This window comes from Gordonia sp. N1V, from assembly GCF_029269935.1.
Lineage (GTDB): Bacteria > Actinomycetota > Actinomycetes > Mycobacteriales > Mycobacteriaceae > Gordonia > Gordonia polyisoprenivorans.
Genome location: NZ_JARJDD010000004.1, coordinates 240,789 through 255,185 on the forward strand (window position 1 = coordinate 240,789; position 14,397 = coordinate 255,185).

14 protein-coding genes are annotated in these 14,397 nt (G+C 67.4%); 6 read left to right on the plus strand and 8 right to left on the minus strand.

Features of this window, described 5'->3' with window-relative positions; translation table 11 throughout:
* Nucleotides 1–215 precede the first annotated feature (215 nt).
* Nucleotides 216–1,118 (minus strand): type IV toxin-antitoxin system AbiEi family antitoxin domain-containing protein, encoded by a 903-nt coding sequence (locus tag P3L18_RS07755; protein ID WP_276113777.1) that lies wholly within the window; start codon nt 1,116–1,118, stop codon nt 216–218.
* A gap of 286 nt (nt 1,119–1,404) precedes the next feature.
* Between P3L18_RS07755 and P3L18_RS07760 the strand changes: the two genes are divergently transcribed.
* Complete coding sequence (locus tag P3L18_RS07760; protein WP_276113779.1) at nt 1,405–3,135, plus strand: DUF3556 domain-containing protein; 1,731 nt, start codon at nt 1,405–1,407, stop codon at nt 3,133–3,135.
* Between the two features lie 130 nt (nt 3,136–3,265).
* Entirely contained in the window at nt 3,266–3,769 is a 504-nt protein-coding gene (locus P3L18_RS07765; protein WP_276113780.1) for a hypothetical protein, read from the plus strand.
* Nucleotides 3,770–3,784: 15 nt separating this feature from the next.
* Here the strand turns inward: P3L18_RS07765 and P3L18_RS07770 are convergent, their stop codons facing one another.
* Nucleotides 3,785–4,243 carry a hypothetical protein gene (locus tag P3L18_RS07770; protein ID WP_276113781.1) on the minus strand — a complete coding sequence of 153 codons (459 nt, stop codon included), beginning with the start codon at nt 4,241–4,243 and terminating at the stop codon, nt 3,785–3,787.
* A gap of 240 nt (nt 4,244–4,483) precedes the next feature.
* Between P3L18_RS07770 and P3L18_RS07775 the strand changes: the two genes are divergently transcribed.
* Nucleotides 4,484–4,924, plus strand: coding sequence for a DUF5994 family protein (locus tag P3L18_RS07775; RefSeq protein WP_276113782.1), 441 nt, complete (start codon nt 4,484–4,486; stop codon nt 4,922–4,924).
* A 14-nt stretch (nt 4,925–4,938) separates the two neighbouring features.
* Here P3L18_RS07775 and P3L18_RS07780 read toward each other — a convergent pair whose 3' ends face one another.
* Nucleotides 4,939–5,244, minus strand: a complete 306-nt coding sequence (locus P3L18_RS07780) for a GlsB/YeaQ/YmgE family stress response membrane protein (RefSeq protein WP_006369004.1) — start codon at nt 5,242–5,244, stop codon at nt 4,939–4,941.
* A 125-nt stretch (nt 5,245–5,369) separates the two neighbouring features.
* Between P3L18_RS07780 and P3L18_RS07785 the strand changes: the two genes are divergently transcribed.
* Nucleotides 5,370–6,245, plus strand: a complete 876-nt coding sequence (locus P3L18_RS07785; RefSeq protein WP_276113783.1) for an alpha/beta hydrolase — start codon at nt 5,370–5,372, stop codon at nt 6,243–6,245.
* A gap of 14 nt (nt 6,246–6,259) precedes the next feature.
* On the opposite strand, the gene P3L18_RS07790 is transcribed toward P3L18_RS07785, so the two are convergent.
* The 5 genes from P3L18_RS07790 to P3L18_RS07810 are packed head-to-tail and all read right to left on the minus strand — an operon-like array spanning nt 6,260 to nt 13,634.
* A complete protein-coding gene (locus P3L18_RS07790; RefSeq protein WP_276113784.1) occupies nt 6,260–7,453 on the minus strand; it encodes a VWA domain-containing protein in 1,194 nt (397 codons plus the stop codon).
* Nucleotides 7,450–9,735 (minus strand): DUF5682 family protein, encoded by a 2,286-nt coding sequence (locus P3L18_RS07795; RefSeq protein WP_276113785.1) that lies wholly within the window; start codon nt 9,733–9,735, stop codon nt 7,450–7,452. The genes P3L18_RS07790 and P3L18_RS07795 overlap by 4 nt, the downstream gene beginning before the upstream one ends.
* Nucleotides 9,736–9,739: 4 nt before the next feature.
* A complete protein-coding gene (locus P3L18_RS07800) occupies nt 9,740–10,831 on the minus strand; it encodes an AAA family ATPase (RefSeq protein WP_276113786.1) in 1,092 nt (363 codons plus the stop codon).
* A complete protein-coding gene (locus tag P3L18_RS07805; protein WP_276113787.1) occupies nt 10,828–12,306 on the minus strand; it encodes a DUF5691 domain-containing protein in 1,479 nt (492 codons plus the stop codon). The genes P3L18_RS07800 and P3L18_RS07805 overlap by 4 nt, the downstream gene beginning before the upstream one ends.
* On the minus strand, nt 12,303–13,634 hold the full coding sequence (locus P3L18_RS07810) for an SWIM zinc finger family protein (RefSeq protein WP_276113788.1): 1,332 nt from the start codon (nt 13,632–13,634) through the stop codon (nt 12,303–12,305). Before P3L18_RS07810 ends, P3L18_RS07805 begins: the two co-directional genes overlap by 4 nt.
* A 184-nt stretch (nt 13,635–13,818) precedes the next feature.
* On the opposite strand from P3L18_RS07810, the gene P3L18_RS07815 reads away from it, so the two are divergent.
* Both P3L18_RS07815 and P3L18_RS07820 read left to right on the plus strand, forming a co-directional pair.
* Nucleotides 13,819–14,094 (plus strand): type II toxin-antitoxin system Phd/YefM family antitoxin, encoded by a 276-nt coding sequence (locus P3L18_RS07815; protein WP_079928377.1) that lies wholly within the window; start codon nt 13,819–13,821, stop codon nt 14,092–14,094.
* Nucleotides 14,091–14,381, plus strand: a complete 291-nt coding sequence (locus P3L18_RS07820) for a type II toxin-antitoxin system RelE/ParE family toxin (protein ID WP_079928378.1) — start codon at nt 14,091–14,093, stop codon at nt 14,379–14,381. Before P3L18_RS07815 ends, P3L18_RS07820 begins: the two co-directional genes overlap by 4 nt.
* Nucleotides 14,382–14,397 lie beyond the last annotated feature (16 nt).

The following is a 14,397-nucleotide window of genomic DNA, read 5'->3' on the forward strand; positions in this document are numbered from 1 at the left end:
GCTGGCGAAGTCGTTCGTTCTGACATCACTGACTTTGCCCGCCGAGCACCCGTTCCGAACCCCGCCGACCGGCGGATCCACCGGTGGATTCATGCCTCCCCCGATCGGGGGAGGCACAGCTACGAATACAACTTCCACCGATGTGGCCCGAAACACCCGATTTTCGGGGTCGGTGGCGCGCTCACGTGGAATCTGTATTCGTATCGCGGCATGTGTCAGGCCGACCAGTCCTCGACAAGCGACCGGTCGTAGTCGGCGGCCGCCGCGGGAGCGCGCAGATGGTCACCGCGTCTGAGGATCGCCGTGAGGGTTTCGGCGACTTCGTCCCACGCGAACATCACGCGCTTGTAGGAGAACCGCAGCGGCAGGTAACCCAGCCGGTGCGCCATCTCGTCGCGGATGCGGTCTGCTTCACGCTGTTCCGGTGAGAGGTCATGGAATTCGATGCTGTCGAGTTCGATGATCAGTCGCCTGCCGACGACGAGATCGACCCGTCCGATTCCCTGAATGGTCACCTGCACCGCCACCGACAACCCCATCGCCAGAAGCCTCAGTCGCATGATGGATTCGGTCCCCGACTCGGCTCGATGGTCGCAGCGCTCCAGCAGCTTCCGAACTCGTTCGGGAGCGGCGGCGAACACCTCCCGCAGATCGCACATCTCTGCGAGACCTCGGTGAAGGATCGAGTCGCACACCGCGATGATCCCTTCGGCGTCCAGACACTTGATGGCATGGGCGAGAGCGGTGAGGACGTCGTCGACAGGGTAGATCTCCGGCAGCGGACGGCCGTAGCGGCGACAGAAGCGGTTCGCCCGACCACTGCGATGCCCGGACTCCCGCGACCGCACGTGAACCCGATTCCCGTGCGGCGGTACCCACACGTCGTGCAGGTCGAGCGCGGTCACACAACTGCACACCCCGTTGGCGGCAACAGCCCCCGCCACGCGGCTATCGGCGTACGGGGTCGCGTACCACCCGCGGCGAAGAGGACGTAGATCTCCGCTCCTGGCCATTCGCGTCACCTGCGATTGGCCCATTCCGCGTCGGGTGAGTTCAGCGAACGAGAAGACACCGAACCAGCGGTCATCGGCGGCTGAGGTGAGATCGGCGGGAGTCATGACCCGAGAGTGTGCCGTGTGATTGCCCGGATTCCGGGCCTCGATCGCGCTCCGCGGCGAATCTGTGGACAACCGCGGTACCCGACAGCCCGGGTGTGAATACAGCTTCCACCTGAGCGGACCACCGACCCCGATTTTCGGCCGTTTTCGCGCGATTCGGTGGAAGTTGTATTCGTACACCCGCGCGTGCCCGGGCCCCAGCCCCGGACACCCCGTTCACCCACCAAGCGCTCGCTTGGTTTGTTAGGTTCGGTCACGGCACAGTGATCGAGGAGCGCGAACACGTATGGGATTTCTCCAGCAGAACACCCCCGACATCGACTTTCCCACCTGGAGCCAGGGCAGCCGCGCCGAGAAGATCAAGCCGATGGCGCGGCACTGGGCCGAGGTCGGTTTCGGTACGCCGGTGGCATTGCACCTGTTCTATGTCGGCAAGATCCTCGCCTACATCGTCATCGGCTGGGCGATCGTGGTGGCCACGCCCGGTATCCACGGCATCCTCGATGTCACCTCCTGGTACAACGAGCCGATCGTCTTCCAGAAGGTCGTGCTCTACACGATGTTGTTCGAGGTCGTCGGATTCGGTTGCGGCTTCGGCCCTCTCAACAACCGATTCTTCCCGCCGATGGGGTCGATCCTCTACTGGTTGCGCCTCAAGACCATTCGCCAGCCACCCTGGCCCCAGCTCCCACTCACCGCCGGCGACACCCGCGGCCCCTTGGACGTCACCCTCTACGCGGCACTCCTGGTGATGATCGTGGTGGCACTCGCGAGCTCGGGATCACGCTCGACCGGCGACCTGCACTCCGATGCCGGGGTTCTGCCGATCTGGCAGATCGCGACGATCATCGCACTGCTCGCAGTCCTGGGCCTGCGCGACAAGACGGTCTTCCTCGCCGCCCGCGGCGAGGTGTACGGCGCGTTCTGCGTGACGTTCCTGTTCGTCGGCACCGACATGATCCTCGGCGCCAAACTCGTCTTCCTCGTCATCTGGGTCGGCGCGGCAACGAGCAAACTCAACAAGCACTTCCCGTTCGTGATCGCCACGATGATGTCGAACAACCCGATCTGGCGGTCGCCGGCCATCAAACGCACGTTCTTCGAACACTTTCCGGACGACCTTCGTCCCGGACGACGCTCCCGCGCGATCGCGCACGTCTCCACCGCCGTCGAAGGCCTGGTGCCACTGGTGCTGTTCTTCTCCGGCGGCGGATGGCTCACCGCGGTCGCCGCCGCGGTCATGCTGATCTTCCACTTCGGCATCCTGTCGTCGATCCCGATGGGCGTACCGCTGGAGTGGAACGTCTTCATGATGTTCGGGATCGTCGCCGTCTTCGTCGGGCACCCCGGCATCGGCCTCGCCGACCTTCACTCCCCGTGGCCGATCGTGCTGTTCGCCGTGTCGGCGGGAACGGTGATCCTGGGAAACCTGTTCCCGCGCAAGGTGTCGTTCCTACCCGGGATGCGCTACTACGCGGGCAACTGGGACACCTCGCTGTGGTGCGTCAAGCCGTCGGCGTCGGCGAAGATCGAGAGCGGCATCGTCGCCATCGCATCCATGCCCGCCGCACAACTCGAACGGTTCTACGGCAGCCCGGAGGCCGCACAGATCCCGCTGTACATGGGATATGCGTTCCGCGCGTTCAACAGTCACGGCAGAGCGCTGTTCACCCTCGCCCACCGGGCCATGGCCCCACATGACGAGACCGGTTACGTTCTCACCGACGGTGAACGGATCTGCAGCACCGCGATGGGCTGGAACTTCGGCGATGGTCACCTGTCCAACGAGCAGCTCATCGAATCCCTGCAACGCCGTTGCCATTTCGAGCCCGGCGAGGTCCGCATCGTCCTCCTCGACGCCCAACCCATCCAGCATCAGACCCAGCGGTACCGACTCGTCGACGCCGCCACGGGCGAATTCGAACGTGGCTTCGTCAACGTCGCCGACCTCGTGACCCGCCAACCGTGGGACGACGATGTGCCGGTCACGACGACCTGGCGGGCCGACGACGCGTAACCCACCCGGCACGTAGTCCGAATGGACGGTTACACCTGCTTTCACCCGAATGGCCGACAACGATCGTCCCGATCCCTGCGTAATGTCCGGGACCGACCCGCTGTCCCTTCGACCCATTTCGGGAGTCTTCGTGAATCGATTGAGAACCCTTGGCGCCGCGGCACTCTGCACGGCCGCACTCGCGGTGACCCTGCCCGCCACCGCACATGCCGGTGGCACCAAGGACCCGCAGTACAGCCATCCGCCGGCCACGTCCGCACCGAGCGCCGGTTGCTCGGATCGCGCGCCGTTCGTGGGCGACTGGGTCGGCTACGGGGCCAAAGAGATCGTCCTCGACAACAACGGCAGCGGCAAGATCACGTTCGGCGACAACACCGCCAACACCGAGACATGGACTCTGACCTGGAATCCCCAGCGTGCCGAAATCTTCCAGAAGTGCGGAATCCTGACCACGATCGACCGCCCGGTCAGCAAGACCGGCGTGGGCAGTAAGGGCGTGCTCGCCGCAGGCAAGCAGTATCAGGCGATCGTCGGACAACGCGGCGAACACAACGCACTGTTGCTCGCGGTGTATCCCCAACAGGATTCGGTCGTGTTCTGCCGCAAGGGTGAGGATCTCTCGACCTGCGGATGACAAGTGGCCCCGACCTCAGCCCCGATACACGGTGTCGATCGTCAGCCGGTGCCCGCCGAGATGAGGGGCACGTGGGCTGACGGTCACGTCGTACACACCTGGCGCGCACGGTGAGACGATGTCGGCGCCGGGCAAACCGATGAAGCCCGGCCCCGAGAAGTGGCGGGTGAAGGTTGCGGTGTGCCCGTCGGCGCGGCTGGTGAAGACGAAATCGACGTCGAGAGAACAGGACCCGACGCCATAGAGGGTGCCGTTGGCGACGAGGTCGGCTTCGTTCGGGTAGTGGCTGACGCCTGCGGTGAGGGTTCCCGCGCACGTTCCGGTGCTCGCCAGTGTGTACAGGGTGGTGCTGGTGTTGCCGTCGTCGGCTGCGGCAACACCGGTTCCGAGTGTCGTGGCAACGGCCGCGGTCGCGGCGATCGCGGCCCAGCGCGCCACGCTGCCCCACGAGGTCGGTGATGGAGTCGATGTCATGGAAGCCGTCCTTCTCCCCGACTAGTGCCTGTGTGGGGGATGTCGTTGCAGCCACCCTGATCGTTACCACTGCGAACATTCTGCCCGTGGGACCTCTCCCGCACACCGCTGCGGTCCCGGCAACCCACACCTGGTGGCGTATAGTCCCAGGTAGCTGATTCGCACTCATACCCAACGTGGACGCGTGGTCGTGTGTTGGGTCATCCAATGCGGGAAGACCGCAAGTCAGGAATGTGCGCAGTGAATGCAACCCCCGGCCGACCCTCGGTGACCCTCGGCCCCACGCGAGTCCGCTTGTGCAGCGACCCGAAAGCCGCGGTGGCCGGGGCCTGGTATCCCTACACCGTCCAGATCGCCGACGAGTTGAGCCGGTTGTCGACGGCGGTGGCGCCGATCCTCGGTGAGATCACGGCGATCGAGGTCAATTGGCAGAGCTTCCGCCGGTATCCCGGCCTCGATTCCGCGGATGCGCCTGCGGTCCCGCCGCTGATGACGCTGACGACACCCACGACGACGGCGTCGCTACTGGTGATCCCGTCGCGCACCGGGTCGGCGCTGGCCGCGCTGCTCCTGCGTCTGGCCGGTCAGACCGAGAGCACCGACGGTCGCATCCATTCACTGGATGCCCGTCGCGCTCAGCAGATCCTGGCGCGGGCCGGGCAGTATCTCACGACCGCCTGACCCGCAGCCGCACTTCAGGTCCGGGACCGCTGCACCAGCCCGAGAATCCACAGCAGGATCACCGATCCGAGGATCGCGGTGAACAGCGTGAACCACCAGCCACCTGACGCGGTGTCGACGAAGAAGCTCAACAGGAAGCCGCCGATCAGCGCGCCGACGATGCCGATCACGATGTTGAGCAGCAGGCCCGAGCCGCCGCCCTTCATGATCTTCCCGGCGATCCAGCCGGCGAGGGCGCCGATGATGATGTAGCCGATCCAGCCGACGCTTGTGGTGGTCGACGATCGGGCGAGAATCTCGGTTGCCGCGAGTGTGGTCATCGTGAACTCCTCTGGTTGGCTCCGTTGCCCCTGAGGGCGACGGTAGTCCACACGGGGCGTCGTCGTGGCCGATCGCCGTGGGCCCAAAGCTCGGCACCCGACCGTCATCGTCGTAACCTCGGGCGATGACCTCCGAGTTCGCCCTGCTTGCCGAGATCGCCGACGAGGTCGGCCGCACCGAGCCGCTGCCGCAGGTCACCCGCGTCGACGCCGACGTCGCCGGGCAGCGGATCAGCGCGCTCGCGTGGACGCCCGCGTCACCACGGGTGGTGTTGCTGCACGGCGGCGGGCAGAACGCCCACACCTGGGACACGATGATGCTGCATCTCGACGTGCCCGCGCTCGCCGTCGACCTGCCCGGCCACGGGCATTCGTCGTGGCGCGACGACCACGACTACCGCCCGCACGTCAGTGCCGACACCCTCCTCCCGGTCCTGCGTAAACTCGCCCCCGATGCCGACCTCGTCGTCGGGATGTCGCTCGGCGGTTTGACGACGCTGCGGATCGCCGCGATTGCTCCCGACTCGGTACCGCGGGCCGTCCTCGTCGACGTCACCCCCGAATCACCGCGTCGCGCTGCCGATCTCACTGCCGCGGCGCGCGGCACGGTCGCGTTGATCGAAGGGCCGCAGGAGTTTTCGACACTCGAGGAGATCGTCGACCTCACCGCCGCCGCATCCCCGAATCGTTCCCGCGCATCGGTCCGTCGGGGCGTCATCCACAACACACGCCAACGCGACGACGGTGCGTGGGTGTGGCGTTACGACCGGATTCGCGAGGCACCCGACCCGGCGCCGATGTGGGACGACCTCGCCGCGGTGCAGGCGCCGCTGACCCTCGTCGAGGGCGGTCGCTCACCGTTCACCACCGACGACGACATCGCCCGCCTCCGTCGGGTCCAGCCGTCCGCCCAGGTGATCACCGTCGCCGATGCGGGCCACTCGGTACAGAGCGACGCGCCGGCCGAGTTGGCGCAAATCATTCGCCGACAACTCGATTGAGCCTCCCGGCCACGCTACTCCTCGTCACTCATTCCCCGACGTGACAGTTCGTTGGCGTCGGCCCATCCGACGATGTCGCCGCGATTGATGGCGACGGCGAGCAGGTCGGGGAAGGCATCGGGGGTGCAGGCGAAGGCCGGGATGCCCATGGCCGCGAGCGCTCCGGCGATCTCGCGGTCGAAAGCCGGTGCGCCCTCGTCGGACAACGCGAGCAGCACCACCACCTGCACGCCCGCGGCCTGCATGTGGGCGACCCGCTTGAGCATCTCGTCGCGCACCCCGCCCTCGTACAGGTCGGAGATGAGCACGAAGATGCTGTCGTTGGGCCGGGTGATCAGGTCCTGGCAGTAGGCGATGGCACGGTTGATGTCGGTGCCACCGCCGAGTGCGGTCCCGAACAGCACGTCCACCGGGTCGTCCAGGTGGTCGGTGAGGTCGACGACCTCGGTGTCGAAGACCACCAGTGAGGTCCGCACCGACCGCATGGTCGCGATCACCGCACCGAAGATCGACGCGTACACAACCGATCTCGCCATCGAACCGGACTGGTCGATCGCGAGGATGATGTCCTTGCTCACCACCTGGGCGCGCCGCCCGTGCCCGACGAGGCGTTCGGGAACGATGGTCTTCTGCTCGGGCAGGTAGTTGTGCAGGTTGCGCGCAATCGTGGCATTCCAGTCGATGTCACGAAGTTTCGGTCGGTGCACGCGGCTGGCACGGTCCACCGCGGCACCGACGGCGCTGCGTGTGCGTTCGGCGATCCGCTTCTCGACCTCGTCGACGACCTTGCGAACCAGCGCCCGCGCGGAGGCCTTGGAGCTCTCGGGGATCGCGCGGCCGAGACCGATGAGGGTGGTGACCATGTCGATGTCGGGTTCGACGCTGTCGATCAGTTCCGGTTCGGTGAGTAACGCATGCAGGTTCAGCCGGGTCACGGCATCGTGTTGCATCACCTGAACGACGGTGGACGGAAAGTACTTTCGAATGTCCCCGAGCCACCGCGCGACCGACGGCGCTGATGCCCCGAGTCCGCCGCGTCTGTTGGTGGTGTCCGCGTCATAGAGTGCGGCGAGTGCGCCGTCCATCTCGAGGTCGGCGCCGCCGAGTCCGGCGAACTGTTCCGCGGCGGGGTCACCGAGGACGAGTCGCCATCGCCGGTCACGCTGATTCGCGCCGTCTTCTGCAGGGGCGGTGGGTTGTTCGGTCATGGCAACCCCAGGAGTGCGGCGATCGTGGCCACCGCGGGCGCGGCGAGTTCGGGGTCGAAGATGGTGGCGTCGGCATTCTGGCTGGAACTGCCCTGATCGAGCGAGGCGACACGGTTGCCGATGTTGCGTCGCACCGATCGGTCGAACAGGCCGAAGGTTCTGCGCAGCAACGGGAGAACGTCGGTGAAGTCTTGTTCGGTCAGCCCGGTGAGCCAGCCGTCGAGGACGGCGAGCAATTCCCGGTCGTGTACCAGCAACAGTCCACCGTCACCCAGGAAGCCTTCGATCCATTGGGCTTTCGCGGTCGGCGTGGCGCCGCTTGAGAGGGCGAACCGTACCCGGGCCGCGGCGTCGGCGGTGTCGATGTGGTCGCCGTCGAGCAGTAGCCGAGTCGCCCGGCCCACGAGGAGCCCGTTGACGTCGGTGCGGTCTGCGATGATCCGCACCGCGGCGGTCCATCTGGTGCGGTCCTCGTCGGAGAGCAGCGCGACGGTCTCGTGGACGGCGTCGACGTGCTCCTTGAGGGAGCGTGCGGCGTCGTCGCTGAGGTTGGAGACGGCGCCGGGGATGCCGATGCAGATACGCAGCAGCAACGACGACGCGACGTCGCCGAGTGCACCGGTGTCGGTGCCGCGGACGTCGCCGTAGCGCCGGGCCCGTCCCAACGCCGGCAATGCGGACATCAGTTGTGCCACATCGTGGTCGACGGCGACCCGGTCGGCCAGTGCGGAGAGCACCGCGGGCACAGCGTCGACGAGCTCGGCGGGCAACGCCGCCTCGAGGGCAGCGGTGACATCACCCAGGGACTCGCCGCGGGTGGCGCGGTCGACGATCTTTGCGGTGGCCGCGGCGCGCACCGTGGTTCCCCAGACCGATGCCATCACCACGTCGACGACGAACTCGGGTCGCCACGCCAGGGTCCATCCCTCTTTGAACGTGCCGGTCCCGCGCACCTCTGCGGGTGTTCCCCACGTGACGCCGAGGATCGCGAGGCGATGCAGCAGCAGTGATTTCGCCTTGTCGGCGGGTTTGCGAAGATCGACGACGAGTTCCCGGGCGACCGGATCCATTTTCAGCCGAGCCGATTTCGCGGCGGCGGTCACGTCGGCCTGCAGGGGTACGACGGGCGCGTCGTCGGGGACGCCGCCGAGTCGCTCCCCGATCACCGCTTCGCGGTACATGAGGTCGGCGAGGCCCGAATCACCCTGGCACATCACCGATAGCGTGGCCTCGTTGATCTCGGCGAGTCCGGGTAGCGGGCGGTGGCGCATCAGTGCGAGTGCGTCGGCGAGGCGTGCGGTCTCGATGATGTGCGCCGACGACACGTCGATGTCCTTGTTCCGCAGCAGGTTGGCTTGATGGATGAGCCAGCGCACCACGACGTCGTCGGTGGTGGCGAACAGATGGTGGTACCAGCCCGGTGAGATGACGCCGGCGGCGTAGCCGGACGCGCTGGCGAGGCGGGAATGGGTCCACGGCACCCACGCCACTCGACTGCGGACCTTGGGCATGCCCTTGAGTAGCCGGGTGTCGGCGACGGCGGGTGGGAGTTTCCCGGAGACCGCCGGGACATGCCATGCCCCACACACGATCACCACGCGCTCCGTGCCGGGCGCCTTGAGTGTCTTCCGGAGCACCTGCCGCATGTGGGCCTCGCGGCGTGCCTCATGCAGGCGTTCGGGATTCGGCTCGTCGGGCTCGACGGGTGTCTCGTCATCCCGCAGCGCGGTCATGGCGTCGGCGATCGCCTCGAATCCGCCGGTTTCGCCGCGGGTTTCGACGACGTCGTCCCACCAGCGTTCGGGATCGCTGTAGCCGGCCACGGCGGCGAGCCGCCCAATCGGATCAGCGGCGAGCCGGCCGATCGGGTCGGCGCGAGTGGGGTCGAACTCCTGGTCCCGATCAACCGGTCCCGCGTGATGGGCCAGTACGAGGGAAGTCGGCAGATCACAGAACTCGACGGGCACGCCCGCCCGGGTGGCCCACCGCATCGCCTGCCATTCCGGGGAGAACTCGGCGAATGGCCAGAACGCGGCGCGGGACGGATCGTCGGCGGCGTAGCCGAGGAGCGCGACCGGCGGCGTCATTCCGGGGTCGACAATCGCGGCGATCAGATCCGACGCGTCGGCCGGGCCCTCGATGAGCACCGCGTCGGGCCGGATGCGGTCGAGTTCACCGAGAACCGCTCGCGACGAGCCGGGTCCGTGATGGCGGACGCCGAGCACGTAGGTACCCGGCGCCGCGACGGGCGCGCTGACGTCCTCGATGGTGGTGGGTGGCATGTGCTCAGCTCAGTGCCGATCGGGCGGCACGGTAGAAGTCGGCCCAGTCGTCGCGTTCGCGCACAACGCTTTCCAGGTATTCGGTCCAGACGACGGCGTCGGCGGACGGGTCCTTGATGACCGCGCCCTGGATTCCGGCAGCGACGTCGGCGGGGCGCAGCACACCGTCGCCGAAGTGCGCCGACATGGCGATGCCGTGGGTGATCACCGAGATGGCCTCCGCGGTCGAGAGGGTGCCGCTGGGTGTTTTGACCTTGGCGCGGCCGTCCTCGGTGACCCCGGACCGCAGCTCGCGGAAGACGGTCACCACGCGGCGGATCTCGTCGGCGGCGGTGGGCAGATCGGGCAGTTCCAGTGTTTTACCCAGTGCGGCAACGCGTTGGGTGACGATCGAGACTTCTTCGTCGGCGCTGGCGGGCAGCGGCAGCACGACCGTGTTGAAGCGGCGGCGTAGCGCCGAAGAGAGGTCGTTGACGCCGCGGTCGCGGTCGTTGGCGGTGGCGATGACGCTGAATCCCTTGGTGGCTTGCACTTCCACGCCGAGTTCGGGGATCGGGAGCGTCTTCTCCGACAAGATGGTGATGAGTGCGTCCTGCACGTCAGAGGGGATGCGGGTGAGTTCCTCGAGGCGCGCGATCTTGCCCTGCTGCATGGCGATCATGATCGGTGAGGGCACCAGCGCCTCGGTCGACGGTCCTTCGGCGATGAGCCGGGCGTAGTTCCAGCCGTAGCGGATTGCTTCCTCCGGAGTGCCTGCGGTGCCTTGCACAAGCAGCGTGGAGGTCCCACTGATGGCCGCGGAGAGATGTTCGGACACCCAGGTTTTGGCGGTGCCCGGCACACCGAGGAGCAGCAGGGCGCGGTCAGTGGCCAGGGTTGCCACCGCCACCTCCATGATGCGGCGTGGGCCGATGTACTTCGGGGTGATGACGGTGCCGTCGTCGAGGGTGCCGCCGAGCAGGTAGGTGACGACCGCCGACGGCGACAGCAGCCAGCTGGCCGGTCGGGCGGCGGTATCGGTGCGGGCCAACGCTTCCAGCTCCGCGGCGTAGAGCTGCTCGGCGTGGGGGCGGAGGAGTTCGTTGTCGGTGGTCACTCAAGCTCCCTGTCTAGGACGGATCGGATGCGTAACGCCTCGGCGAGCGTGGCAAGTTGGGTGGTGACGACCGGATACGTGTCCCGCGCGGCGTCGACCGTCGCCCGCCAGGTATCGGTGGCGGGTAGTCCGGTTGCCATCATGTCGAACCAGGTGGCGGTGCCGCGCGGAATGAACTTCTGGCTCACCACCATCTTCAGGACAGCGGTGAATGCGCTGCGCGCCAGCGCTTCCGGCCACGGCGTGGGCAGAGCACCGAGTGCGACGAGTTGCCGCTCCGCCGTCAGCGTCGTGAACGTGTCGATAACGACCTGCCGATCGGCGATCGACACCACCATCGACAAAGCTTCGCGTTGCGCGAGAAGCGCGGTGGCCCAATGGGAGTCAGAGAATGCGATGGCTGCCGTGCACAGTCCGCGGATCAGCGCGATCTCGTCGGCGTCGATCGCGGCGACGATCTCGTCGGGTGACAACTCGAAGTACTCCTCCCACGATCGCGGCGGGATTCTGGAGACCAGTTGCGTCAGCACATGTCTGCCGACTCCGATACCGCGGGGCGCGGTCAAGGAGATCCCGTCGCGGGCCAGCGCGGGATCGGGTGCGGTGGGCAGGGTGACGCGCATGCTGCGATGACGAACGAGGCCTCGACGTTGCGTGCCGAGTTCGAGGAGGCCGCTCGCCGCGGCGATGAGCCGTCGTCGGTGCGCCGACCCGTCGAGATGGTCGAGGATCTCCGCGGCGCTCGCACGCACCTTGGCACGACGATCGTCAAGAGCGCGTTCGAGGAAGTCCTCGTCGGCGGCCGACAACCGGCGAGAGAGGATGGGCAGCAACAGTTCCCGGTCCGGTCCGTTCTCCGTCGCCCAGCCGGCCGCCAGGAGTTCTCGGGCGGCGTCGGGGTCACGCTCGCGCAATGCGGTGAGATAAGCCGCACGGTCGGCGAGTTCGCCGTGGGTCCAGTCCGAGTCGTCGAGATCGTCTGTGACGGTGGGGGTTGCGGCGTCGTCGAGAACCGCTTTCAGCTCGGGCGCGTGACGGGCGAGCCACCGGCCGCGGGGGCCGACGATCACGGTGATCGCCGGGCGGCCGTCAGCGGATCGTGCGGTGCGTCGCAGCAGGTCGGGCAGCATCGACGGCGGTGGGCGCAGACCCGACGCCGCGAGCCGGTGCAGGCACCACTGCGCCATCCCTGACGACAGGGTGAGCGCACGCTCGGCGTACGCGGCGGCCAGTGGTGACATCGGAGGTCGCGGATCGTCGGATGCCTCGGGAATGGCTGTGGCGCTGGTGGTTTCGCATCCGGTCGCGGTGTGCGCTGCGGCGGCCAATGCGGCCATCTGCAGGCTGAACACCGCCGGGTCGGCGATCTCGGTGGTGAGGTGTGCACCGATGAGCGGGTCCGCGCCGTCGACGCCGATCGGTCGGGTGCGTACGCCCACCAGCGCCGCCGACACCACGTCGTCCCAGGTGCTCACAGTCCGATCACCGTGCCATCCACCAGCACCGACGCCACGTCGAGTCCCTGCGGGCCGAGGTCACCGAACACGGCGACGTGCGCGCCGCCGGTGAGCGCGAGCATCAGTGGCCACCGATCGGCGAGGCCGCTGAGCGGGACCGCGGTGGCGTCGGCATCGACGAGCGCGGGCATCGCGTCGTCGGCGCGGCCGAGCCGTCCGGAGACGAGGACCGGCCAGGTCTGTGCCCACGGGTCGTCGGCGATCGCGCGGGCGCGGACGTGTCGGGCGGCGGTGAGGGTCATCGGTTCCAGTGTGCCGACGGGGTCGGCGGCGGGTGCATCCGATGGTGGTGTGGTGTCGTCGTACACGCACCGAAGGCGTGGTGTGCCCGGGTAGAAGTGCATGGTGGTGGCGATCGCCTCGCCGGTGACCGGTCGCAGTGGCAGGGTCGCGCCGGTGGGCGCGTAGTCGAGCACCATCCCGTAGCGGCGCGCGGTGGCACCCCACAGCCAGGTGCGTCGGCTCAGCAGGCCGTCCTCGTCGGTGTCGCGGCGGCCGACGCACAGCCAGGTGTCGGCGATCCCGTCCGTGGCGAGCACGTCGGCTTTGGCTGTCGGATAGCCCACGTGTCGGCGGACGGTGGCCGCGAGGTCGTCGGGGAGTTCGTCGAGGCGTTGGTGGGCGACGCTCAACGACCACAGGCGGCCCAGCTCTTCGAGGAGGCGGGCGGGCCAGTCGACCGCGGCGGAATCAACGCCGGAGAACAGCGCGGGCAGGCGTCGGACGCGGGTTGCCAGTCCGGGTGCCTGGGCGTCGACGAGCCGTGCCGCGACGGCGTCGAATCGTCGGTAGGCGTCGACCTCTGCGCCGGCGAGGCCGTTGCCGACCTGATCGGTCAGCCACAGTTGCAACTCATCGATACCGGACCGGACCCGTTCGACGCGCTGCGCGGCGGTCTTGGCGGCGCGGTCCGGATCTTTCGGCGCGGACGGTTCGGCGGATTTCTTGGTCGCGCGATCGGCACGTCCGGCCTGCCATGCCGCGGCGTAGTCGGCGGGTTCGGCGGCGTCGGGGACCTCGTCCTGCGACCACAGCAACAGCAGTCCGAGTGCGTGTTTACACGGGAATTTGCGTGACGGACAGGAGCATTTGTAGGCGGGCGCGCCGATGTCGACGATCGTTTGGTACGGCGTCTTTCCGCTTCCCTTGCACAGGCCCCAGACGAGGGTGTCGGTGGCGCCGGTGCCCGTCCACGGGGTGGGGGTGGCGAGTTTCTGGCCGGCCTTGACCGACGACGCGTCGGGTGCGAGCGCCAACACCTGATCCGCCGACCATCGCCCACCCATGGCAGACAATCAACCACAGTTCACTGACGTGCACCATGGGTGGTGGTCAGTGTCATCCGGGTGGGCGACCGTCGTCACTCGACAGCTATCCGCTCGGTGATTGACGTTGGTCGGCGGGAACCAGTACCGGTTGCGGCTAGATGTATGGCTAGTGGAACGCTATTTCTGCGGCTAGAATCGATTCATGACGACAGTGCCACTCGGTGAAGCCAAGGACAAGCTCTCGGCGCTCATCGACAGCGCCGCGACCACGCACGACATCATCACGATCACCAAACACGGCAAACCGGCTGCGGTGCTCATGTCGGCCGACGATCTCGAATCGCTGCACGAGACGATTTACTGGCTCTCGAGATCCGGGATCCGCGACGACGTGGCGACTGCCGACGCCGAGTACGCGGCCGGCCACACGACCTCTCTCGAGGATTTGCGCACCGAATACGGCATGCCGCCCGAATGAGCGAGGACGCCGTCGGCTCGCCCGACCCGTACCGGGTCGAGGTCGCATTCCCGGCCCGTCGCGACCTCCAACGACTCCCCTCCCGGATCGTCCACGCCGTCATCGAGTTCATCTCCGGCCCCCTTGCCGAAAACCCCCACCGGCTCAGCAAACCGCTGCGCGACGAACTCGACGGCCTCCGCAGTGCCCGCCGAGGCGACTACCGCGTCCTGCTCCGCATCGACGAATCCGGCCACACGATCATCATCGTCAGAATCGACCACCGCGCTCACGCCTACCGCGCCTGACTCGACTGCGACACTG